Genomic DNA, 23,900 nt, shown 5'->3' on the forward strand with positions numbered 1-23,900 from the left:
CCCGCCACACAATGACTACCTCAAGCCCGAAACAAACTTGCATTTATGAGCGGTTCCAATGAATTATGGCAGCGGGCACCAGTGGTGACGGCCGCAAGATTGGGAAGTGAAACGGGGGCATATGTTTAACCGCACCTTCAACATTGAAGGCAGAATGATCGGGGATGGCGCGCCGCCACTCGTGGTCGCGGAAATCTCCGGCAACCATGGCGGTTCGCTTGAGAACGCGCTTGACCTTATTACCGCCTGTGCGGATGCCGGTGCCGAAGCGGTCAAGTTCCAGACCTATACACCAGACACAATTACCCTGAAAAGCGACGCGCCCGCCTTTTGCGTGCAGGGGAAATTATGGTCAGGCCGCACGCTTCATGAGCTTTACCAGGAGGCCCATACCCCGTTTGAGTGGCACGAAGCGCTGTTTTCCCATGCCCGTGCACTGGGTCTGATTGCCTTTAGTGCACCCTTTGATGAGACGGCCGTTGACCTTCTGGTGGGCCTGCATGCTCCCGCCTATAAAATTGCGTCCTGCGAACTGCCTGATGTGGGGCTTATCGCGAAGGTGGCGAAAACGGGCAAGCCCGTGATGGTTTCCACAGGTGCCGCCGACGACGCAGAACTGGCTGAAGGCCTGGCTGTCCTCTCTGGGGCGGGTGTGCGGGATGTGTGCGTGCTGCACTGTGTCAGCAGTTATCCGACAGCGCTTGAGGATGCCTCGCTTTCATCCATTCCCTATATCCGGGAAAAGCATGCTGTCAGTGCGGGCTTTTCTGATCACACCTTGGGTCTGTCGGCGGCATTGGCATCGGTCCCGCTTGGCGCGTGCGTGATTGAAAAACATGTTTGCCTGTCCCGCGAGGATGGTACAGTCGACAGCGCCTTCTCGCTTCAGCCAGACGAGTTGAAAGCGTTGGTTGCCCAAACGCGGCAGATATTCAGCATGATGGGTAAGCCCAAAACAGCGCCGCTTGAGGCAGAAAAAGAGAGCCTGCGTTTCAAGCGCTCGCTTTATATTGCCAAAGACCTTAAGAAGGGAGACAGGCTTGATGCCGCAAGTGTGCGGAGCGTTCGGCCGGCAGGTGGACTGCATCCCCGGCATCTACCAGAAGTGCTGGGGAGAGAGATAACACGGGACGTGCCACAGGGCAGCCCGCTTGGGTGGGATATGCTGGACTGATGACAACTGCAAAAGCCATCAATTGCCTGATTACCAGCGCGTCAGCGAAGGTCCTGCTGGTGGAGGCTTTCCAGAAAGTGTTGCATCCGTCCGGGGGCAAGGTGATTGCTGCGGACATGGATGCAAATTGTTGCGCAGGCTATTTCGCTGATGCTTTTGAACGCATGCCGCGCGATGACGCACCAGACTATGAAGCCTGCCTTCTGGATATGTGCGAGCGGCATGATATTTCGCTGCTGATCCCCACTCGGGACGGGGAATTGCAACAACTTGCCCGCATGAAAGACAAACTCGCCGCCATCGGCGTCACCTTGCCATTGCCGGATGCATCTGTACTGGCCCTGTGTCAGGACAAAAAACATTTTCAGGAATATTGCCTGAAAAAGGGCTTTCCCGTGCTGCCCATTGCCGACGTGACGTTGGAAAATGCCTTCCCGATTTTCATGCGGCACAGAAACGGCACCTTCACAGGGGGCGGTGTGATGGTTGAAAGCCTTTCTGCCTTCAAACGGTTGGGCGTTGATGTGAATGATTATGTGCTGCAGCCCTATGTGTCGGACTGTGAACTGAGCTGTGACCTGATGATGGATTTCGACGGCAAGCCAGTGCAGGCTGTTGTGCGGGAACGGCTTAAGCTCGTGAACGGGGAGAGTTGGCGCTCGCAGATCGTTGACCTGCCAGCCGTTGAAAAACTGGCGCTGGATCTCGCGACCGACCTTGGGCTGCGGGGTCATAACCTTGTGCAGTTTTTCTATAACCAGGAAGAAGGGCCACGTGTGATTGAGGTGAACGCGCGCTTTGGCGGCTGTTCAAACCTCAGCATACAGAGCGGCCTTGCATCCCCTGAACGGCTTGTTGAACTTCTGAGGGGCGATGACGCAGCGCGCACACGCCGTCACATCAAAACCGGGCTCATGTCCCTGCGCTACGCGACCGACCGTCTGGTTATGCCGTCCGACTGAGGGGGCGGTGGCACCTTTTTGAAGTACCACCAGCTTGCACGTGATATCAGGTGGGTGTCCCCGATACAGCGACCAACGTTTCCGAATAAAAGCCGTTAAAGCGCGCCTGCATTGTCAATCCATATGCACCGAGATGCTCAAACACCACCCAGTCTCCTTCACGCGCATCCGCGGCCAGCGGGAAAGGTCCGGCCATCTTGTCACAGCTGTCACAGGTTGGGCCATAGGCACGGTAGCCAATCACTGCTTCGCCAAAGGTGCGGTCGTCGCCTGCGACCAGATCCAGCGGGAAAGGCCACTCAGGCACACCGGCGTCGAACAGCGCGCCGTAGGTACCGTCATTGAGGTAGAGGTCCGTACCTTTGCGCAGTTCGATACGGGCAGCAACGGCTCCAGCTTCGGCAACAAGTGCACGACCGGGTTCGCACAGTGTCTCGGTGTCCTCAAAACCATGGGTGTCGAGCGCAGCGTGGATCACACGGAAATATTCCTCAAGCGCAGGGGGTTCCATGCCGGGATAGGCCACGGGGAAGCCGCCACCAACATCGATAATATCCAGTTTCACATCGGCTGCTTTTATGGCCGCCGCTGCCTGACCGATGGCGTCCGCGAAGGCTTCGGGCCGCATGCACTGCGAGCCGACGTGGAAGCAGACGCCAAGGCGCTGCGCCGAAAGGCGGGCACGCTGAAGCATTAGCGGCGCCAGAGCGAGCGGCGCGCCAAATTTGCCGGACAATTCGTATGCCGCGCCCTGCACAGCAACACCAAGGCGCAGGAATAGTCTGAGGTCGGTCGCGCCGCTGGTTTCCTCTTCAATTTTCAGCAGTTCATCAAGCGTGTCGAAGGAGAAACCGCGCACGCCCATCGCGTAGGCATAGCGGATGGCCTGCCGACTTTTGACCGGATGCATGAAATAGAGGTTGGCGCCCGGTAGCGTTTTGCTGACCAGGTCAACCTCGCGCAATGACGCGACGTCAAAATCACGGATACCCGCCTGCCACAGACTTTTCAGGATTGCCGGGTGTGGATTCGCTTTCACCGCGTACAGATTGGTGCCGCGAAATCCATTAAGGAAACGCGTGGCCATCTCAGCCAGTTTTTCGGGGTAAAAAACGTGGACCGAGTCGTTGCAGTCTTCCGCAGCGATAGCGTCGCGGACGCTGGCATATGTGTTCAGCCCTTCAAGGGCCCAGTTTTCGTTAGTAGGGCTACGGCGGAGAACTTCGAGTACCTGCATTGGCCAAAATCCTGATCAAAAAGGATGACAGCTCGTGGCTCAACACCACCATGGTGCGAGCCGGGGACAGGACCGCCAGCTTGGGCTGGCGTTTGGCGCATCAGAAACGATGCGCGGTGATATAGGTAAGTTCTATGACGCTCGAAAAATAATCAAACATCTCGCGCGGCAGGAACTGCCGGTTGGCTTCAAATTCGTGGGAGGCGGCAAGCAGCGAGAGCGCGCCCATTTTTTTCGTGCGGATCATTCCGGCAAACCCCTTCAATCAACCTGGGTAACAGCCAAAGCCATACCCCAATCAACAAAGGACGATTTGCGTCGTTACCCGTACGTGTCTGCCGGTCTGCAGTTGCAGTAAGCCGGGAGTCGTGGCACGTGCGCTTTTTACGTCTGAGGCCGCATATGTGGCTTTTTGGTTTCCGATGCAAGTGTTTTTTTCCGGCCGGTTTCCGGGTGTAAAAAAATGGCTTTATTGGGCCACTTTGAAGCGGCGGATTTCCAAAGCCGATCAGTCCCTTAGAAGGGAACCGGTGCGTTAAATGTGAGTGACTCGCCACTTTCAGGGTGTGCAACGGTCAACTGCCGGGCATGCAGGCACAGCCGGTCGGCCATCGAAAGGGCTTCGCCTTCGGCATACAGATTGTCGCCTAAAATGGCGTGGCCGAGGCTCAACATATGCACCCGAAGCTGGTGGGACCGTCCGGTAACGGGAAAAAGTGCAACGCGGGTGGTTTTTTCATCGCGCTCCAGCACCTTGTATCGTGTGAAGGCGGACCGGCCGTTTTCAAAGTCCACCCGGTGTTTTGGCCGGTTGGGCCAGTCGATCAGTACGGGCAGGTCAATTTCACCCTCTTCGCGGGCGACATGGCCGTAGACGCGAGCTTCATAAATCTTGTCGGTCTTGCGGTCCTCGAATTGGCGACCCAGATGCCTCAGCGCATCCAGATGGCGAGCCATGATGATCACGCCTGAGGTTTCCATATCCAGCCGATGAACGATGCGTGCGCCGGTGAACTGTTTTTCCGCGCGGGTGGCCAGGCAATCCTGCTTCTCAGGCGTCCGGCCCGGCACAGACAGAAGGCCGCCGGGTTTGTTGAGCACAAGGATATCGTCGTCGACATAAAGAATGTCGAGCGGCACGTTGGGCGGTTCATAATCTTTCAGGATCGGGGCACTCATATCTCAGCGATGTTTTTCCATTTTGATCAGTGGAACCGCGACGCCCATTGACGTCGGTACAACTTCATGCACGACCGGCAGGTAGCCACAGGCACGGTATAGCGGTTCGCCCGACAAGGTTGCCATCAGCTCATACCGTGTGAAGCCTTCTTCCGCAGCCTTTTTTTCGCACAGGTTCATGATCAGGCGGCCGATACCACGGCGGGCATGACCGGGGTGCGTATACATGGCACGGATGCGGGCGGCGTCTGTGTGCGGGTCCAGCAGGGTCGCATCACGGCCTTTGGTATGGTTGGCGCCATAGAGAGTTGCGCGGCGGGACCAGCCGCCGCAACCGACAATCTCGTCGCCGTCCATAATGGCATAATAGGTGCCGTCATCAATAAGCTGGGTATCCATGCCCATCAGCTCAAACGACGCTTCGACCTGTCTCGGCGAAAGGAAGCCCTGCTGCAAACTGGCGATAGACGCATTCATGATGTCTGTCAGCGCGGGGATGTCGCTGTGCGTGGCAACCCGGTGGGTGAAGGGGGTGGCTGTGTCGGCCATGGCAAAATCCGTTGTTGTTTCCACGTTCTTGATACCGGGGTCGAGGGCTGCGGGCAATCAATTGAGTGTTTGACTTGCTCTCAGGCTGTAACCACACTGGCGGGAAGGGACAAACAAGGGCGCCGCCAATGAGTGCCCGTTAATCCAGGGAGTATGCACGGGTGGCAGACACATCGGCAAACCAGCACGCACAACCAAAATCCGACATTGAAATCGCCCAGGCTGCCCGCATGAAACTCATTGCGGATGTTGCGCGGGACCGCCTTGGCGTCGACGCAGGCGAACTTGAACCTTATGGCCACTATAAAGCCAAGTTGTCGCTTGAGGGTATCAAGGCGCGGGAAGGCAACAGGGACGGCAAGCTGATCCTTGTGACCGCTGTCACGCCAACGCCTGCGGGCGAAGGCAAGACGACCACAACCGTTGGCCTTGGTGACGGGCTGAACCGGATTGGCAAAAAGGCAATGATCTGCCTGCGCGAACCCAGCCTGGGGCCCTGTTTTGGCATGAAGGGCGGCGCGGCCGGTGGCGGCTATGCACAAGTGGTGCCGATGGAAGATATCAACCTGCACTTCACTGGAGACTTCCATGCCATTGGCGCGGCGAACAACTTGCTGGCGGCGATGATCGATAATCATGTTTACTGGCGAGAGAATGACAAAACCGGCCTTGATAACCGACGCATCACCTGGCGACGCGCGGTGGATATGAACGACCGGTCGCTGCGGCAGATCACCACCTCGCTTGGTGGTGTGGCCAATGGTGCGCCGCGTGAAGCCGGGTTTGACATCACAGTGGCGTCGGAGGTGATGGCCATCCTGTGTCTTGCCACCGACTTCAAGGACCTTGAGCGCAGGCTGGGCAATATTATCATTGGCTACACGCGGGAGCGTAAGCCCGTGTTCGCGCGTGAGATCAACGCGCATGGCGCCATGACCGCGCTTCTCAAGGACGCGATCAAACCAAACCTCGTGCAAACGCTTGAGGGCAACCCCGCCTTCATCCATGGCGGGCCATTCGCCAATATCGCTCACGGTTGCAATACCCTGATTGCGACAAAAAGTGCGCTTAAGCTTGCCGACTATGTGGTCACTGAAGCCGGGTTCGGTGCGGACCTGGGGGCTGAGAAATTCTTCGATATCAAATGCCGCAAGGGCGGCTTGAAGCCGGATGCAGCGGTCCTTGTCGCCACCATCCGTGCGCTTAAGATGCATGGCGGGCTGGAGAAGGACAAGCTGGGGGAAGAGAATCTTGATGCGCTCAAGCGTGGCTGTGTGAACCTTGAGCGACACATCAGGAACCTCAAGCATTTTGGCATGCGGATCGTCGTGGCTATCAACCGGTTTTCGGCAGATACAGAGGCCGAGCGCAAGCTGGTGAAAGATATATGCAAAGGCCTGCATGTGGATGCCGTGGACGCCGACCACTGGGCGCGCGGTGGGGAAGGCGCGGAGGATCTCGCCCGCAAGGTAGTTGAAATTGTTGACGGTGAGGGCAGTAACTTCAGCCCGCTTTATGAGGATGATGAGCATCTGTGGAACAAGATCCACAAGGTGGCGACCGAGCTTTACGGCGCGAGCGACATTATCGCCGACAAAAAGGTGCGCGAGCAGATTCGCGCCCTGGACGCGGATTACGGCCACTTCCCGGTTTGCATCGCCAAAACACAATATAGTTTCTCCACCGACCCCAACCTCAAGGGCGCACCAACGGGGCATGTGGTGCCAATCCGCGAGGTGCGGTTGTCGGCTGGCGCGGAATTCCTTGTAGTGGTGTGCGGCGACATCATGACCATGCCGGGTCTGCCAAAAGTCCCTGCCGCCAATAACATCCGCGTTGGCGACGACGGCCGGGTTGTCGGGCTGTTTTAGCCGACGCTTCACGGGTGATGGTGGCCCGTATTGGTCCGCCTTTGTTTTCGATTGATTTGCAATCGATTGCAAATCGCGTAATATCGCGGCTTGCGCCATGTGTGTTGAGGGAGGAAAGAATGGAAATCCGGTCACTTGTTACGCCGTTGCTGGGGTTTGCACTCCTGCTGTCTGCGTGTGCTGACAGGCAGGCGTCGCCGGACGTGCCAGAGCCGGAGCTGCATTTTTCCATTACGGAAGGCAATATCTATAACGAGTTTTACCGTGACGGTGCGGTTGCGGCCCATACGGTGCTGACATCGGGCGCGAAACCAAGGCTGATCGTTGCTTATCCTGCGGGGAATAGTGGTGTCAGTTTGTGGTTCGAGGAAGCCGAAAGCATCGCCACATGGGCCAAGCCGACACATATGCGGCCAGTAACAGAGGCGAGGCAAACCGGCACGCTTTATGGCGTGGCAATGGACCTTCGTGTTGACGCACCTTCGCTCGCACTTGAAAATGTTGTGCTGGGGAATATCCGTGTGATCCGCACCTATCTGCATGAAAAGACGCTGGACGCGCGCCTATCGGTTAAGCCGCAGCGCGACGGGGATGCTTTTGTCTGGTCGCGGGCACGGCTTGATGGGGTTGGCGGCTATAAAATTGCGCTTACACCGACAGGCGACACCCGTGTGGAAAACGAAACGGGTTCGTTTCGACTTGTCGCGGGTAGTAGTGGACAGCTGACATTTCATCTGACGGCGCTGACGGGTGACACACCGCTGACACCGCTCACCAGAAACAGGCTTCTGTTGCCGTCTGCCGCGCAGGACGAATTGTCGCGCGATATTCTGGCTTTCCTGAGCTATGAGGAAAAGCTGCTGGCGGGGTCATGGCGATTTAACACCTATTTTGGCCGCGACACGTTGCTGACGACGGCCCTCCTGATGCCAGTACTGCAAGACAGCGCGGTTGATGCAGCGATTGGCTCCGTCATCGACCGGCTCGCGGATACGGGCGGGGTAGCGCATGAGGAAGACATCGGCGAATTTGCCGTGATTCGCCAGTTGGAGCTCGGCGGCCTCGCAGAGGCCAAACCGGTCTATGACTATGCCATGGTGGATGAGGATTATATGCTCACCCCTGTGCTGGCGCGGTATGTGTCCAGCAAACAAAACGGACCGAAAAATCTCGCCACATTGCTGGCAGATAAAACGGCAACTGGTGAGACTTATGGCGATGTGTTGATGCGCAATGTGGGCCTGGTGCTTGCCAGCGCAAAGGCCTTTGCCAGCACCCCGGTGGCGACAAACCTGATCTCTATCGAAGAGGGCATGCGGGTGGGCGAATGGCGCGACAGCCAAGAGGGCCTTGGCAATGGCAAATACGCCTATAGTGTTAATGCCGTGCTGGTGCCCGCAGCACTTGAGGCCATTGCCCAACTAAACGAAGCTGGCGTTCTGGCCCCGTATGCGGAAGTTGACGCCGTGACTGCCGCGGCAGATTACGCGAGAGTTTGGGCAGACAAGGCCCCCGAGCTTTTTGATGTGAATATCATGGCTGATCAGGCGAAAGCAGAAGTCTCGGCCTATGCCAGGGCGCAAGGCGTCCCATCAGAGGAAGCCCAGGCGCAACTTGGGGCGGACGGTGTAAGCTTCCCGGCACTTGCGCTTGATGCGAGTGGCCAACCGATCCCCGTCGTGCATTCGGACCCCGGCTTCCTGTTGTTTTTCCGTGACCCATCGCCTGAGTTGATCGAAAGCTCGCTGGTGGATGTGTTCCGGCCTTTCCCGGCCGGGCTTATGACCCCCGTGGGCATGGTGGTGGCAAATCCTGCCTTTGCCAGCGACGAACTGGAGGCCATTTTTACCAAAGGGCATTATCACGGGCCGGTCGTCTGGCCATGGCAACAGGCGATGATGGCGGCGGGGCTGAAGCGGCAATTGTCACGCGACGACCTGCCGCGTGCAACGCGGGAAAAGCTCGCGGCATATCAGGATGCCCTCTGGCAGGTTATCGATGCAGGCCACAACGTGAAAACGGCGGAGCTGTGGTCGTGGGAATATCAGGACGGCGCCTATCTGCCGGCAGCATACGGCCAAGGTGCCGGGCACCTGACGGAATCAAATGCTGCACAGCTCTGGAGCACGGTATATCTGGCGGTGCAAAAGCCTGAGGCTGGCCTGGCGATGAAGTAAGCCGGTGTTAGGTGCCGATATCTTCAAGGATCATATCGAGATAATCCAGCCGGGCGAGTTCGTCGCGGTGATATTTGACGAAGTCTTCAATCTTGTTGCGATCAAGATACTCAAGATAGTTGCCACGCTGCATCTTCCAATAAAATTTGCCGTCCGGCTGGATGCGCTGTTTGATGGTATCCGCTGATATTTTCAGCCGGTTTTCAGGCAGGCCACATGCGGTCCAGGCTGGCCCCAACGTGGCGGTGAAGTCCTCTAGCAGGTCTTCATACCTGACGGAGAAGATGCGTTTCTGCTGGCTTTCGTTTGCCTGGGTTGTCCACCACAAATTGCTGCCGAAATAGGTGCCTTGACCACCGAAGCCCCTGGGGTCGATCTGGCCAAGGGTCAGAAATGCACCAAAATAATGGTCGATCAGTCCGGACTTTGTACAGTCATCGACATCCTTGAATTTCACCGGTGCCGCGTCATGCAGGTTGCCGGACAGGTAATTCAAATGAGAGACAAAAACATCCAGCGGGTTACGCCGTATGTGAATAATGACGTCATTTTCAAAAGAGTGCCCGCGGCTTTGGGTGATTTCATACCATGAGTGGGATTTATAGAAGAGGTAAGGCTGGTTCTCATGCTGGACGATATTGTCACCAAAGGGTTCAACCGCGATATCAGGCACGGACACCCGCAGGGCTTCGTAGCCGCGCAGTTTGAAGAAATTGCCGACCACCTGTCGCACCCAGGTGTTGCCGGATTTGGGGTAGGAGTAGATGCCGACAATGGTTGGTTTCATGGTGCAATGATCCTGTGTGCTTTCTTGCGCGATACCGTGCCCACGCTGTAGTTTTCAACATACTGTTTTAAAAGAGCTTTATAAGCAAAGCTTATGCCACTATCCGTGATATTTGATCGGGCCGATGTACCCGTTTTCTGCTTCCGTCAAAGGATGGCCGACATATGTGGGTACGACAGATTCGAACATCTGTTGCTCTTCTGGTGTGGCGACATCTTTCTCGGCAAGTTTCATTTCATCGAGAAGGTTTTGTGCGACAAGGCCGAGGCGTTTGGCATCTACCTGCGGAGTGCCCGCAAAGTGCTCAGCTTTTTCGCACGCGGCAAGGGCAACCCGGAAGTCGCTATCCTTGGGTGCCAGCGCCTTAAAACGCGCCAGCATCAGCTCCCGCTTCTGGGGGAACTTATGATACTGGACCATGACCTTGCGGGCGATGTCGGTATAGGACTGTCCATAGTCATGGATGCCGACGAGAATATCTGATTGATACCAGCCGTGGCCAAGGCGGACCATTGACCATAAGGTGTCGCTCTCTGGTCGTAGACTGCCCGCATTGGCGGGCAGGCATGTCAGCGCCTTTTCAAAAAGATCCGTGCGGTAGATGTGATTGCCTGCAGGTCTGCGGACACCAAAAATCTTGTCGACAACCAGTCCTTGGGCTTCAAAAAGGCGGTCTTCACCCTGTTCTGCGATGGTGACGAGTTGGTTCACGCAGTCGGCGGTCGGGATGACATCGGCGTCTATGCAGAGTGTCCATTTTTTTCCTGCCTTGATTCCGGCCTCAAAAGCCTGACGGACCGTTTCACTGAAGGGTACGGCTGATATCAGTTCAACATTTGCAGGTGCCTGTTTCTCAAGCACAGACCGGCAAAGCGCCAGCGTTCTCTCACCAACCTGTCGTACGATGATATGGACATCCTGCTCAGGCATGGCGAGCCTCACTCAGCTGCGCGGTGTCATAGCCAAGGGCGTCGGCTACAGGCCCAACGTGGCGCAGTACTTCCTGATGGTCGGTGGCGGTCCACTGCCCGGTGGTGGGAAGGTTGCTGAAAGCGTTTGGCTTGCTTTCTATCAACTGTGTGACATCAGCTTTTGGCAAGGGGCTGTCGGCGCCAAGGAAAGCCGCAAGATCGCTGTAGCTGTCATGGCTCAGGTCCTCCAGTTTCTGTACCCGGCATCTCTCGGGCCCGAGAGATTGGAATGCGCCGAGCACGGACGCATTGAGCGTTGCCCAATACCAGGCCAGCTTGCCGGGGCGCCCCATCGCCCGCCATTCTTCCAGTTCGCTCTTGTGCGGGATGGGACGTCCGAGGAAATGGTGGAATTCGGCGGTTGGCTGAAACCCGGGGGCTAGGTCCGGGTTGTCGATGACGGGGGGGGCCAGATACCAGCCCTTTTTGAGGTAGCTGTTGATCACCTGCTCGGGATGACGCACCATTAGCACAAACTGCGCGTCGTAATGGCGCGCGAGTGTCTCGACCGAAAGCGACAGATACGCACTGGATTCAAAAAACAACCGGCCTGCTTCATGGCTGGCCTTCATTTCCAGGTCTTTCTGATACAGGAAACCGGCATCGTCCACCGGAAGCTCGTTCCATCGGCAGTAGCGGTGAAAAGTTTCATTGAGCGGGTTGAGTTCATGAAAGGAATCAATATTGTCGTGCATCTGCATCAGGCGCGCCATCAATGTTGTACCGCACCGTCCTGTCCCTACCGCAAAGCTGGCTTTTACTTTGGCCATAGCTGTCACAGCCCCTTCATCCATTTACTGTACCACGCGTCAAAAAACCTGAGCGCCAAGAGTGGCCGATAACGCCCCTGCTGTACAAATATTTCAACGCTGTGTCGGTTGATGACGTCATCGCGGATCGCTTGCCCATCCAGCACACTGCGAGAGAGAGTACTGAAGGGGATATAGTTTTCAAGCGGTGCGCTGAAGCCCTGTTTGGGCCGCGCCGCAAGCATGTTCCCGAGGCGGGGGGCCACAATATTTTGCAACGTCGGCTTCTGTTGCCCCGGTTTCTTATATAGCGACGCATTGGCAGAAAACACGAGGTCTACAAGATCCGGGTCAAGGAAAGGTACGCGCAGCTCAAGGGCATGTGCCATCGCCGCGCGATCAACCTTTGCAAGCACGACGTCGGGTAAAAATGTTTCAAGGTCCAGCTTTTGCAACGCCTTAACACTTTTGATCTCCGAATCAACCCGCTCGCGCAGCAGTGTGCCGGGCGCGGATCGTTCCGCACACGGCAGGAAACAAAGCGCGGCCACTTCATCCTTGGTCATCAGTCCCCAGTCCATATGGGTCAGGTAAGCGGTGATGCTATCGTCATCGAGGGTTGTACCGTCGGGGTACCAGTTGTAGCCAGCGAAGATCTCATCGCCGCCATCACCGCCCAACGCAACGGTGATGTCCTGTCTGGCCACCTGCGCGAGGCGTTTGGTTGGCCAGAAGGATGTGCCGCCAAAGGGGTCGTCATAACACTGGGCGCCTTCCTCGAAGATGTCCTGCACTTCCACATCCAGCATGGTGGTGTGATGGCGGGTGCGAAGGCGCGCTGCCGTCTCGGCCGCATAAGTGTGTTCGCTGCGCTCCCAGCCGGTGAAGCCGATGCTGTAGCTGTTGATATTATCGTGGCGGCGAGTGGCAAGGTCTGTAACGGTGGCGGAGTCGTAACCCCCGCTCAGGAAAATGCCCATCGGCACATCGCTGATCAGATTGTTTTCCACCGATGTGGTAAGCAGTTCTTCCGCCGCCCGCTGGAAGGCGACTGGCTCGTAGTTTTCCTCTCCCACTGCGGGGGTCCAGTATTTCCGCTGGGCGACAGCAACGAGCTTGTCGCAGGCCGCGTTGAGCTGGAAGCGCATGTAAGTGGCTGGCGGTATTTTCTCGACTGCCTGCAGCATGGTCCGTTCGTACGGCACGTATCGGTAGTAGAGAAAATCACGAAGTGCACCGGTACTGAGGCGCCGCTCCACCTCGCCGCTGGCGAGCAAGGCCTTTACCTCCGAGCCAAAAACAAGGTTGTCTGGTGTGCGGGACATATACAGTGGCTTGATGCCAAAATGGTCACGGACAAGGAACAGGGACCTCTCGGAATTATCCCACATGGCAAAGGCAAACATACCGCGCAGGCGGCGGAAACTGTCCGTACCCCAGGCTTTGTAGGCGGCAATGATAACCTCCGTATCACCGTTGGAGCGGAATATGTAACCGCCCTCCGCCAAGTCCCGCCGTAGGTCGCGAAAGTTCGAGATCATGCCGTTGAAACTGAGCCAGACGTCACCGCTGCCGTCGCTCATGGGCTGGGCCGCGGCGTCGCTGAGGTCAAGGATGCTGAGGCGGCGGTGCGCAAAGCCGATATGATTGTTGCCGAGGAGCTTCTGGCCCGCGCCGTCCGGCCCCCGGTGTTGCAGGCTGTCGCCCATGGCGGCGAGCGCTGCAGGATTCACCGTGCCGTTCCATGTCGCGATGCCTGCAATGCCGCACATACCCTACTCTCCGTCGTTGCCGCTTAGCAGGCTGTCATAGAGCTTGATATATTTGTGGGCTTCGCAGTCGAGCGAAAGATGTTCAAGGCAGTAGGTGCGGGCGCGTTTGCCCAGCGCCTCGCGCGCGGTGGCGTCGCAGGTCAGGCGTTTGAGTGCTTCAGCCAGTGCGGCCACATCTCCCGCGGGGACGAGAAGGCCGGTTTCCTCGGGATGTACAATATCTGCGATACCCCCGACATCTGACGCAATCACGGCGGCGCCACAAGCCATGGCTTCAAAAATGACGTTGGGCAGATTGTCTGCAGTCGACGGGACAACAACGATATCGGAGGCGCAGTAAGCGTCCCGCATTATGCTGGTATCGTCGATATGGCCGGTGCTGACGCATTTGATGTCGGGCAGGGGTTCTGGCGGTACGTGGCCAATGAAAACCAATGTGATGTCGAGATCAGCCAGTGTCTGTGCAGCCGCCAGCAATATATCAAGGCCTTTGCGGGCTTCCGGCAGGAGGAAGGCAGCAAAGGTAATGACGACACTGTCGCCACTGATATCGTGCTGGTCGCGAAATGCGCTGTCCGCTGTTGGTTTGAACAGGTCGGTATCAACACCATTGTGAACAACGGAGGTTGTGTAAGTCCGGGTGAGCGGACTCGACTGGATGGTTGTTGCCATCCAACTGCAGGGGCCGACGAAGTGAATGGGCCCCTGATAGCTGCCAAGCGCGTGCCTGCGCCGCTCAAAAACCTTTGCGCTGAGGTCATTTTCATCATCGCTTTCAAGCACGGGGCAGGCGCCACAGCCGGTAAGAAAGCGGGTGCAGCTTGCGGTGAAATGGCATCCGCCGGTGAGCGGAGCCATATCAGGCAAGCGCCAGACAACCGGCTTTTTCATCGCCTTGGCAGTGAAAAACAGGGTTGGGTCGAAAAAATTGTCCGCAACCCAGTGCAGGTGCACGATATCGGCATCTGCAATATGGCGCATCAGCGCCAGCCCTTCCTTGCCGTGATCGGTATAAAAAGCGAGCGAATAATCAAGATGCGCCATCCAGCGCTGGCGGGCTTCGCTTATCCGGGCGGCCTGCATATCAAAAAAATCATGCTCTTCCGGTGATTGGGGGCTGACGGCCGTTACGCTGGGATCGTCGCTGTCTTTCCTGCGCACATACATATGGGACTGCACACCAAGACGCCGCAGCGAAGCGTGGATGCGGTACGCCGATTTTGCCGCGCCACCATATTGGTCCGCCGTGCATAGGTGGGCGATCTTCATGGGCGGCTCATTGTCTGAGGTGCGGCATCAAGCTGAATTGCCTCACGCCAGTCATCCAGGGTGAACGGCCCTGCCGCACGCTTAAGCGCGATATAGTGAACCCAGGCAGCGAGGCCCGCCAGCTCACGCGGCAGGGCGACAAGTTCAAAAAAGTGCGGGCGATTGGCTCGGGCCCAGTATTCAGGTGTCAGCTTGTGGCCGGAAATGAAATGGGGAACATAGTCGATCTCATCAAAAAGGCTAAAAAAATCATCGGCGCTGTAGCCATACTGTGCGGCCGCGCGCTCAAGACCATTTTCAAACGCCATAACTGGCCGGTGCTGTGAGATCAGCTCGCGTGCGCCTTTGAGGGCATGAAATTCACCGCCTTCGATATCAAGCTTGATAAAACGAACGCGCCGCTCCCGCGGGATAACAAGATCCAGCGGGGCACACTGTACGGTCATGGTCGATGTACCCAACTCCTCGTCAGTGTGCGGGAGCTTGGCGGGTAGCAGGCCGCTGTAACCCGGTATCTTGCGGTAATAAGTAAAGGTTGCTTCGCCTGCCTTGTCGGACGCTGCGATATTCATCGCTGTGATATTATAGCGGCCGTGCCGGGCGGCGTATTGAAGCAGGGTCATATAGACCACGTCGATCGCCTCGACCGCGAAGACATGTCCTTGAGGCCCGACAATGGATGACATCGGGAAGGTGTGGTGCCCGTCGTGTGCGCCGACATCAACTGCTATATCCCCCGGTTTCAGGATCGCGGCATAAAGGCCAAGGACAATGTCCTCATAAAGCGGACCGATATGTTTGCCCTCCTCGGCGGCACGCGCGGCCAGAAGGTCGTAGGTCTCAAATAGCCCAAGGGCAGTGTGCAGAGGCGGCGGTGGTATCCAGACCATTATACTGCTCCTTTCCTGGGCGTGGATCTGAGCCATTTATGGTTTTGCAGGCCCTTCCGTATAATTGTCCACAGCAGCCGTTTTCTCGCACTCCGGTTATGTCTGGCGTGGAACCGCCAGGCAAACTTCAGGTTTCCAAGGCTTTTTATATCGGTGAAATAGTTCCAGACCTCACGCCATGAGCGGCCACGGTCAAAAAAGTCAATATGTGTGCCGGTGGTGTCCGGGTCATGGTGGAGCCGTACATAGGTGCGCCCTGTAATGGCCGTGGCGTATCCCGCGGCCTTGGCACGCAGCGAAAAGTCAGAGTCTGACCAATAGTGCTGAAACAAGGTGGTATCGATGCCCGGTACCACTGCAAACAGCTCCACCGGCATGATGGTGGTGCGGCCAAAAAGATACGCCACCTCTACGCTCTGTTGGTGACGCGAGAGCAGGTCCAGCATCCATTCGAAGCGGTAAAGCGCGTGCCCACGTTCGCCACTGGCGACGGCATTTTCCCGTGTCACCGCAGCGGTAGCCCAGCAGGTTGCCCGGTCTTTCAGCGCCAGAAGCAGGAGTTCCTCAATGGTGGTGATATCCATCATCACATCGTTATTGAGGAAAACCACAAAGTCCTCCGGTGCCATAATCTGGCGGACATGATCCAACCCCATGTTAATTGCGCCGCCCCACCACAGGCTGCCGTCACCGGTAAGTACAGTCATATGGGGATAGCTGTCGGCCATCATCTCAGCGACGCCGTCTGTGCTGCCGTCGTCTATCACGATGCAATGAATCAAGTGGGAGACGGATTGGCGGTCCACATGCGCCATGCATTCGCGCAAGAGATCACAGTGATTATAGGTGGGGACGATGATGTGGATGCGGCCCTCATAGTCAGCGGGCGTGACGTCACGCCGGTAAATAGCCCAGCCAAACAGCGTCGCCTCAAGCGTGAAACCGGACGGGAAGACCTCAGGCTTTGTCGCGGCAGGCGGCAGAAGCAGCCAGCCGTTTGGTCTGACCCGCTCAAATCCGACGCTGGCGGACGCGCTGCCTGAAGCAAGGACAAGATCACAGTCTTTTTTGCCGCGCTCGGGCGCAGGGCAGGCACCAAGATAGCGAACGGCGCCTTCGAGAACCGCCTCGATGCCGGGCGTCAGCGGTATTGTCGCGGCATATACCGGCGATTTGACATGAGACAACGCGTTGAAAATGAAACGGGCTGCTGTCGCCTCATCAAATGACGCACCATGCAGGTGTTGCCGCATGGCACTGTCGGCTTTGGCGATAAAATCCGCAAACAGATGTTCGTCGGTATTCAAGGTGGAGTTGACAAAGGTAAAAGCCATGGCCGTCAGATCCTCCGCGCGCATGGAGACGGGCGGGTCGTCTCATCGAGGAAAGACTTGATCTCGCCAAAGAAGCCTGGCCAGCTACGATGCTCTTGCCGGTAAAGGATAGTGGTACGAGCACTGTACCAGCAATGATCCGGGTTCAGGGTGCTTTCATTGTTGCCTTTGGCTTCACTGCCGCCCAGCTTTGTGGTCGGGATACCGTGAAACCGTATGGTTGGCACACCCAGCGCTGAGGCGAGGTCGGCCACCATTGTGGATGTGGCCAGCACAAGGTCAAGCGACAGGATTGTGTGCGAGAGCGCGAGGAGGTCGTCAAAAAAGTCGCCTTCGGGATAGCTAATCACCGGGTGCGCAAAGCGCTGGTTCGCGGCCGCCAGTTCACCGGGGTCGTCGCGATACTGCAGGCTATGACACTGGTACCGGCTGTCTTGGAAAATGGGAGCCAGGGTCTCAAGCGTGGTGTAATTGATATTGCGGTCCGTTGACAGTTTTGTGGACCGTGAACAGACCCCGACATTGATAGCATGTGCCGCAGTTTTTGGCACCATCGCGCCTATAGGCTGCGGCCGCAAATACCCCGCGCCTTGCGGGTTTTCGGTTGGGTGCCAAAACAGGCCGTCCAGCGAGCCGGAGGGAATGTGCCAGTCACATTTCGCGATGTCCGCGTGTTCAGCCGTGGTTTGAATGGAGGGGAAACAGGCCTCAAGAAGTGGCAGGATTTTCGCCGGGGCATGCAGTGTAACGCTATCGGCGTCGTTGATAACCCGGTCAAGGTGGTGGGCGTGGCGGATAAAATCGCCAAGGCCGTCTTCCGCCCATATGGCGATGCGGCTGCTCCCTAGCGGTTCACCGTGCCAGCGTTTATTGGACGGCCTGTAGTCAGGGTGGCGCAAGCCACAGTCAAAACCTGCCTCAAAATCCGCCGCCCATGTGTGCCCGGGTGCAAGCTGGTGGCGCGCGATGAAGCCACGCAAATACCTGAGGAAGGGATCGGTTGGTGCCTCCGCTTCCCATGTGGCGACAAAATCGGCAGTGGCGTCGCGGCGACCGGAAAAATACATGGCCTTGAGCACGGCAAAACGTTCCGCGCTGGACTGGATTTCCAGAATATCGCCCGCCACGTGCATTAATCGACCCGTTTCATTTTGGGGAAGGCGATATAGGCCTGCGGCGGAATGATATATCCCCCCGCATGCAGATGATCGGTTACCTCTTCCGCCAGTTGGTGCGCGGTGCCGCTGTCTCCCCACTGGTGATACATCCATGGCACCAGATAACGCAGCAGGGGTTTTTCCATTTTGGCAGATCCCGTCACGACATCGTCCAGAGCTTTCACGATGGTTTCGCGGTCATAGGCATAGTCAATCACTTCCTGCAGGACATGCGGAGGGATCGCCTTTTTCAGCACATAGACCCGGCTGGCCGCCATGCCTGAGACGATGGTCTCAAAATACTCTTTCAGCAGTTCCATGGTCACATGGATATAGGGATGAAAGATGTGGTGAAAGTCCTGTTGGATCAAGACACTGCGCCCCGGTATCAGGGCGGGGAAAAAATGCTCAAGCACAAATTGATTGAGTGGCAGGGTTTTGCACACGTCAACGAACAATACATCGATGGGTTTTGCGGTGTCCCACGACTGCGCCAGCAGCGAGCCTTCGATCGTCGTGACATAGTCTTTTACCGGAGCGACCTGCCGGTCATAAAGGTGGCGAAACGAAAAGGTTTTGCTGACATCAATGGTGCTGTCGGGGAAATGGTCTTGCAGATATTCCCGCAGGTAGGGTTCGTCGGCCAGAAACTGATCGTAGCTCATCACGCTGCCGTGGAAACTGCCGGAATCGGTGCGGTCGCGCAGGCCAGCAGCAAAGGCATATGTCGAGCCGCCCAGAAAGGCGCCTGCATCAATGATGGCGTGGCCCGGTTTTACAAAGTCACGTGCCAGCCGGTAGAGAATGGCCTGCTCGCCTTTTGCCAACATGGTTTTCAGGTTGAAAACATCGGACGGTATTATATCCAGATGGCGTTCGACATCGTTGAGGCTAAATAAGTCCATCGCGATTATTCCTCTATATTTTCCCGAGCGTAGGCCTGAAGCGACGGCAAATCATCAAACCCTATATTGACGAACGAATATTTGGGCAGCCCGTATTCGCGGGCGCTGATGCCGACATAGGCCGGGTCCAGGCGACGATGGCTGAAGGCGCAGTTATATTTGTGAGTATCGTCCTCAAGCTGGTCGATCACCGTGACGGCAAAATCCCGGTAGTTGGCATGGGCGTCCGGGCGCGCGAGATAACACTTGTTGAAGGCAAAGAGAAAGGGCTTCAACTGGCAGGCGGAGCGATTGATATATGAAAACAGGCCGTGGCTGACCTGCGGCGTGTGAAAATAAAGCATATCGTCAACAACCACAATGCCGTCGTCCTGTAGCAGCCCATCGACCAGTTCAAGGTCGTTCTCCACCGCTTCACGGGAATGCTCGCCGTCGATATGGACAAAGCGCAGCTTGTCCTGACAGGGGGTGAGCCTGCCGTCCTTCTTCAACTCGAAGGAATCATCGGGGAAGAACCTGATGGGGGTATCCACCTCACCCAGCAGCTTATTGAATGTGGGGCGGAAATGTTGTTCTCGCATGAACTTGTCCACCAGGACCAGTTCTTCATCGGCGCTCAGATGGCCACAGATATAGGATGCCGAAAAGCCGTGCCAAACGCCGATCTCAAGCGCACCCCCCTTTGTGCCGTTTTGCCGCTGCAGCTCAAAAAGCGCAGCCCAAAGACGCACGTTTTCATCCCCTAACCCTCCCCCGGGTACATTATCGGCTGCGATGCGTTTGTAGGCGCGGATTGCGTCTTCCGGTGTTTTGAATAAAGACATCAGTTTTTCCCGTTCGGTATGGGGTTTGTCCGCTGGTTGTGCTGCGGGCCCGCGGTCATCAGTTTATACAGGCTCTCAAGGGAGTTTGCGTGTTGGAACTGTTTTGCGGCCATGGCTGCTTTCGCGCGCTGGGCGGCAAAGGCATTGACGACCTCCCCGAAAGCCTCAGTAATAGTATCGGGCCCGTCGCCATCATAGGCCAGACCGGCGCCCTGCCATGCTGCCAGTTCCTTATCAAGCCAGCAGTCGTTTGGGCATAAGACCATGCTACCGGCGTTCAGGGCTTCCCATAGGATGCCAGACGACTTTCCCCGGTAATGTTCACGGTCATATGGGATGAGTGTCACGTCGGCGGCGGCGATGATCTGTCTGTATGTCACCGTTGGCAGGTATCCGTCATGCAGGACAAAGTTGCTGTATGTCCCGGCATGTTGCCTCAGCGTTTCCGCTGTATCAAGCGCGCTTCCCCATGCGGCGCGGGCGTTGATATGGGCTATAAATGTCCAGTCTCGACAGGTGGTGCAAAGCGACTCCACGACCCGAGGTAACAGATTGAAGCCTTTTTCCGCCTTGCAATCGCCAGCGTATAACACGGCGACCTTTGCCGCGGGCGCAATGCCAAGCGCGGCGCGGGCCTTGGTCTGGTTAAGCGTTGTGTCGGCCATCAGCGCATAGGCCGGGATGCTATGCCCGATGATTTCGCTATATTCCCGCGCGTGCTCATGCCCGGTGCCGATCAGGGTAACCGTGGAGTCCGCCTGCCGCAGGGCAAGGCGGTAAAACATCGCTGTCGCGGCATCGATGATTGTTGGCTGCGGGTCGGTGTCATTGAAATACAGCCCGGACGGCATCATCAAGAATACCGTCATCGGCAACGCGTCATCCGTTGTCGTCCTGTGCCTCAGTTGCGCATGCCAACGCAAAAGGCCCTCCAGTATTTTTTCGGTGACTGTCGGTGCGAACAGTAGGTCGCCGGGCTGGAAGAAGTCATCTGGCAGCGCGCAGAGGTCTTCAAAAATGCGGTCGTTGAAATGGACAAATTCGTCGTGGGCGCGGGCATATATGTTCGTATCAAGGGCACCATAGGCCGTATCCCTGAAATGAGCCCGGATCGGCACGCCTTCCACTTCTGCGTCAGGGAAAGCACGGTGGCCAATAATCAGGCATTCCGCACCATTTCCGCCGAAATGATGGGCAACCTTCAGGTCGAGGCTCAGGTGATGGCCTGAATAAGCATCGAGGCTCGGGTCGATGATGATCAGTCGCATGGTAACACGCTTCCCAAACGGCTCAGCGCCAGCATAACGGCGTATTTTTCAATGGCCTGTAACGAGCAATGATCCTGTAACAGGAGCTGCGCTGAAGTTTGCCGCGTCGCTGTGCTCAGTTCCGATTTACGGATGACGCAGCGGTTGATGTCATCAAGCAATGCCGCATAGGGATGGCCGTCGAACAGGCGCGTGTTCCACGGCAGTATATCAGCGGTCGGCGCCTTGGGGTGCGGGGCGGCGGATAGCGCGGTGTCATATAGCGCCGTCATCTTTTTAGCGGTGGCGCGCCAGCTGAACGCTTCGGCGCGAGAGCGCGCGGCGTCTCCCAGTCGCTTCTGTATGGCGGGGTCCGCCAGTAGGGAGATGATGGCGGCGCTATAGTCATCCGCCACGCCGGGCTTGCACAGAACGGCGGCATTGTCGCCGACCATTTCGTGCATACCGCCTGTGGCGGTGGAAATGATTGGCAGGCCGCAGGCCATGGCTTCCAAGATGGCATTGTTGGCCGTGGAGGCCTGAAGCGGCATAAAAAACGCATCTGCCTGATGATATTCCGTGCGCAATTCCTCGTCCGAAAGATCGTGCAGCGCGGTGACAAAGCCTGGGTATTGCAGGCCCCTCTGTGCACCAACGATGTGATATTCAATATCATGTCCCTGGCGGATGAGGGCGTCGATGGCCTTGAAGGCGGTCTCATAGTCGCGCAGCCAGTGCCCGACGGCCAGCAGGCGTATACGGATTTTGCTGCCTTTCGCGTCCTGGCTGGTTGCCGGATAGAAAAAGTCCGTATCGACACCGTGTTCGGTGACGGTGAGGCTGCCTGCGGGCCTGATGTGGCTGAAAACCTGGGCCTGCGTGTGTGACATAAGGCAGATATGATCAAAACGCGAAGCCAGCGCAGGCGCGGTGGCCGACGCAAGCGTGGCCGGCGGCTGATGAAATGTGCTGAAAAAACGCGGCAGGGGGGCGCCGAGTGCCCGAAGCGCGGCGGGTGCCAGCCAGCCGGAATGGTCGCCATCGATGAAATGGATGATATCCGCGAAGGACGGCCGGGACAGCACCCCTTGCACAATATGCAGTTCCGCCATCAGGGCACCAATCTGGCTCGCCAATACAGGCAGGTTCCAGGCCAGAAGCTGGGCCGACACTTGCTCAAAGCGCTCAGGCTCTTCCGCCAGATAGTCACCCAGCGGTATCCGCATGTACCGCCAGTCAAAACGGTCGTGGGGCAGGTGGCGCGCATATTGAAGCGGGCCGGAGTGTGCGGCGTGGTGTTCGTGGTGGGTAGCGACCAGCAGGATTTTGTTTTTTTTTGCCTCGTCAATTTCGGTGTGTACCAGCTCTGGCTGGCGCCATAATTTCTCGCGCAGGCGCGGGTTCTTGCTGCCGTTCCATTCAAGATATTTTTCAAGTCGCGCGTTCAGCGGGAACCCCCAGAAGGCGTCGCTCATCACCGGGGTCATCTCTGCGGACAGGGATTTGGTGCAACGGTCCTGCAGCGAACCTGCCGGTGGGAAGCGGGTCCAGCCTCCGGTGGCGGCGCCATCCGTTTTGAAGGCCTGCTGTATGGTTTCATAGAGGCTGCGGTACCGCTGGCCGACCACAGCCGGGGCGTTCATGAGACTGGCCCGGGCACGGGTTTTGTGCCGCATGGCCTCATCGCCGAAATGGTGGTCGTGGAAATATTTGATGGCATCCTTGAAGGCTGTCGCGCACGCGACCTTGTCCACCAGAAGGCCGGTTTCACCGTTCACCACCATTTCCTGCATGCCGGCGGAGCGATAGGCAATGGTGGGCGTACCAAGAGCGCCAGCCTCAATAATCGAGTTGGGGTAGTTGTCTTCAAGTGAGGGAAAGCACAGCACATCGGCAATGCCGAGTATATCGCGCAGCATGGCGTCGTCCTGAATGGAACCCAAGGTCATCAACTTGATGTGGCGGCTGTCCGGCATGTTGTGCCCGGTGCCGAAGGTGATGACGGTAAACTTGCGTGAACCCAGCTCATTGCGGTCAAACAGCAGGTTCAGGGACCGCTGCAGGAGATCCCCGCCTTTCCGTACCTCGGCGTTGTGATAGTTTCCGAAAACAAGCACACATTCGTCCGGCTCAACGCCGAGGGAAGCACGTGTTCCGTCACGGTCCTCAAGGGGGGAAAAAACCTCAAGATCAATCGGGTTTTCGATATGGCTGATGTTCTTGTCACCGAAGATGCGGCTTGTTTCGACGCTCTCTTTCAGGAACCGGGAGGGTGTGGTGACATGCAGCGACGGGATACCGGACAGATTGAGCCGCTTGTCACGAAAACTGGCGCTGACAACGCCCAGTTTGTCGTTGACCTGCGGGCAGGAAAAGCAGTCTGTCTGGAATTGCTCGCAGCCACTGGGGTAATGGCAGCCGCCGGTCACCGCCCAATAGTCGTGCATTGTCCACACAACAGGCTTTTCAAGGGCGAGCTGCCGAATATGCGGGGGCGCCAATACCCATGTTACCCAGTGTAGGTTTACAATATCGGCCGCTTGGACAAGGGGGTGAGAGAGCAGGTCAACCGCAGGGTACGGCAGCGAGAAAAGCGAGTTGCTTTTGCCCTGTGACTGACGCTCGATATATTTCCAGGACAAGTGAAAATCCATGCACTCGCCAGCGGAGAGGATCTTGCACCGCTTCGCCTGATAGACGCTGTCCCGCTCGGCAGGATTTGCCACATTCAGCACGGCAGAGGATAAACCCGCCACCTGGCAGGCCTGATTGATGCGCAGGGTTGCGCGCCCTGCGCCCCCACCGGTGCCGTGGGTGAGATGCAGAACCTTCATGCCAGCCCCCGC

At 57.2% G+C, this 23,900-nt stretch carries 20 protein-coding genes; 4 read left to right on the forward strand and 16 right to left on the reverse strand.

Going from position 1 to position 23,900, the window contains the following annotated elements:
- Positions 1-121: 121 nt before the first annotated feature.
- Both pseI and OEU85_RS18020 read left to right on the forward strand, forming a co-directional pair.
- Positions 122-1,174, forward strand: coding sequence for a pseudaminic acid synthase (pseI, locus tag OEU85_RS18015; protein WP_262692921.1), 1,053 nt, complete (start codon positions 122-124; stop codon positions 1,172-1,174).
- Positions 1,174-2,136, forward strand: a complete 963-nt coding sequence (locus OEU85_RS18020; RefSeq protein WP_262692922.1) for an ATP-grasp domain-containing protein — start codon at positions 1,174-1,176, stop codon at positions 2,134-2,136. The genes pseI and OEU85_RS18020 overlap by 1 nt, the downstream gene beginning before the upstream one ends.
- 46 nt (positions 2,137-2,182) lie before the next feature.
- Here OEU85_RS18020 and OEU85_RS18025 read toward each other — a convergent pair whose 3' ends face one another.
- From OEU85_RS18025 to OEU85_RS18040, 4 genes are all read right to left on the reverse strand, one after another.
- The gene (locus OEU85_RS18025) at positions 2,183-3,373 is read right to left on the reverse strand and encodes a type III PLP-dependent enzyme domain-containing protein (protein ID WP_262692923.1); all 1,191 of its coding nucleotides are present in this window, start codon (positions 3,371-3,373) and stop codon (positions 2,183-2,185) included.
- Positions 3,374-3,473: 100 nt separating this feature from the next.
- Positions 3,474-3,620 (reverse strand): hypothetical protein, encoded by a 147-nt coding sequence (locus tag OEU85_RS18030; RefSeq protein ID WP_262692924.1) that lies wholly within the window; start codon positions 3,618-3,620, stop codon positions 3,474-3,476.
- A 269-nt stretch (positions 3,621-3,889) separates the two neighbouring features.
- Complete coding sequence (locus OEU85_RS18035) at positions 3,890-4,552, reverse strand: RluA family pseudouridine synthase (RefSeq protein WP_262692925.1); 663 nt, start codon at positions 4,550-4,552, stop codon at positions 3,890-3,892.
- 3 nt (positions 4,553-4,555) lie between these two features.
- Entirely contained in the window at positions 4,556-5,101 is a 546-nt protein-coding gene (locus OEU85_RS18040; RefSeq protein WP_262692926.1) for a GNAT family N-acetyltransferase, read from the reverse strand.
- Positions 5,102-5,262: 161 nt separating this feature from the next.
- Here OEU85_RS18040 and OEU85_RS18045 point away from each other — a divergent pair, with 161 nt between their 5' ends.
- On the forward strand, positions 5,263-6,972 hold the full coding sequence (locus tag OEU85_RS18045) for a formate--tetrahydrofolate ligase (protein WP_262692927.1): 1,710 nt from the start codon (positions 5,263-5,265) through the stop codon (positions 6,970-6,972).
- 119 nt (positions 6,973-7,091) lie between these two features.
- Positions 7,092-9,149 (forward strand): hypothetical protein, encoded by a 2,058-nt coding sequence (locus tag OEU85_RS18050; RefSeq protein ID WP_262692928.1) that lies wholly within the window; start codon positions 7,092-7,094, stop codon positions 9,147-9,149.
- A gap of 7 nt (positions 9,150-9,156) precedes the next feature.
- Here the strand turns inward: OEU85_RS18050 and OEU85_RS18055 are convergent, their stop codons facing one another.
- The 12 genes from OEU85_RS18055 to OEU85_RS18110 form a co-directional block, all read right to left on the reverse strand.
- On the reverse strand, positions 9,157-9,936 hold the full coding sequence (locus OEU85_RS18055) for a sulfotransferase (RefSeq protein WP_262692929.1): 780 nt from the start codon (positions 9,934-9,936) through the stop codon (positions 9,157-9,159).
- 99 nt (positions 9,937-10,035) lie between these two features.
- Positions 10,036-10,866, reverse strand: a complete 831-nt coding sequence (locus tag OEU85_RS18060; protein ID WP_262692930.1) for a hypothetical protein — start codon at positions 10,864-10,866, stop codon at positions 10,036-10,038.
- Positions 10,859-11,677, reverse strand: coding sequence for a sulfotransferase family protein (locus tag OEU85_RS18065; RefSeq protein WP_262692931.1), 819 nt, complete (start codon positions 11,675-11,677; stop codon positions 10,859-10,861). The genes OEU85_RS18060 and OEU85_RS18065 overlap by 8 nt, the downstream gene beginning before the upstream one ends.
- A gap of 5 nt (positions 11,678-11,682) precedes the next feature.
- Entirely contained in the window at positions 11,683-13,428 is a 1,746-nt protein-coding gene (gene asnB, locus OEU85_RS18070; protein ID WP_262692932.1) for an asparagine synthase (glutamine-hydrolyzing), read from the reverse strand.
- A 3-nt stretch (positions 13,429-13,431) separates the two neighbouring features.
- Positions 13,432-14,697: a glycosyltransferase gene (locus tag OEU85_RS18075; protein ID WP_262692933.1), complete on the reverse strand. Its 1,266-nt coding sequence runs from the start codon at positions 14,695-14,697 to the stop codon at positions 13,432-13,434.
- Complete coding sequence (locus tag OEU85_RS18080; protein WP_262692934.1) at positions 14,694-15,587, reverse strand: FkbM family methyltransferase; 894 nt, start codon at positions 15,585-15,587, stop codon at positions 14,694-14,696. The genes OEU85_RS18075 and OEU85_RS18080 overlap by 4 nt, the downstream gene beginning before the upstream one ends.
- Positions 15,587-16,921, reverse strand: a complete 1,335-nt coding sequence (locus OEU85_RS18085; RefSeq protein ID WP_262692935.1) for a glycosyltransferase family 2 protein — start codon at positions 16,919-16,921, stop codon at positions 15,587-15,589. Before OEU85_RS18085 ends, OEU85_RS18080 begins: the two co-directional genes overlap by 1 nt.
- A gap of 5 nt (positions 16,922-16,926) precedes the next feature.
- Positions 16,927-18,054, reverse strand: coding sequence for a hypothetical protein (locus OEU85_RS18090; RefSeq protein ID WP_262692936.1), 1,128 nt, complete (start codon positions 18,052-18,054; stop codon positions 16,927-16,929).
- A complete protein-coding gene (locus tag OEU85_RS18095; RefSeq protein WP_262692937.1) occupies positions 18,054-18,983 on the reverse strand; it encodes a hypothetical protein in 930 nt (309 codons plus the stop codon). The genes OEU85_RS18090 and OEU85_RS18095 overlap by 1 nt, the downstream gene beginning before the upstream one ends.
- Before the next feature lie 5 nt (positions 18,984-18,988).
- Positions 18,989-19,807, reverse strand: a complete 819-nt coding sequence (locus OEU85_RS18100; protein ID WP_262692938.1) for a class I SAM-dependent methyltransferase — start codon at positions 19,805-19,807, stop codon at positions 18,989-18,991.
- Entirely contained in the window at positions 19,807-21,075 is a 1,269-nt protein-coding gene (locus tag OEU85_RS18105) for a hypothetical protein (RefSeq protein ID WP_262692939.1), read from the reverse strand. The genes OEU85_RS18100 and OEU85_RS18105 overlap by 1 nt, the downstream gene beginning before the upstream one ends.
- Positions 21,066-23,888: a glycosyltransferase gene (locus tag OEU85_RS18110; protein WP_262692940.1), complete on the reverse strand. Its 2,823-nt coding sequence runs from the start codon at positions 23,886-23,888 to the stop codon at positions 21,066-21,068. Before OEU85_RS18110 ends, OEU85_RS18105 begins: the two co-directional genes overlap by 10 nt.
- Positions 23,889-23,900 lie beyond the last annotated feature (12 nt).

Origin of the sequence: Kordiimonas aestuarii (genome assembly GCF_025574465.1) — a bacterium.
GTDB lineage: Bacteria > Pseudomonadota > Alphaproteobacteria > Sphingomonadales > Kordiimonadaceae > Kordiimonas > Kordiimonas aestuarii.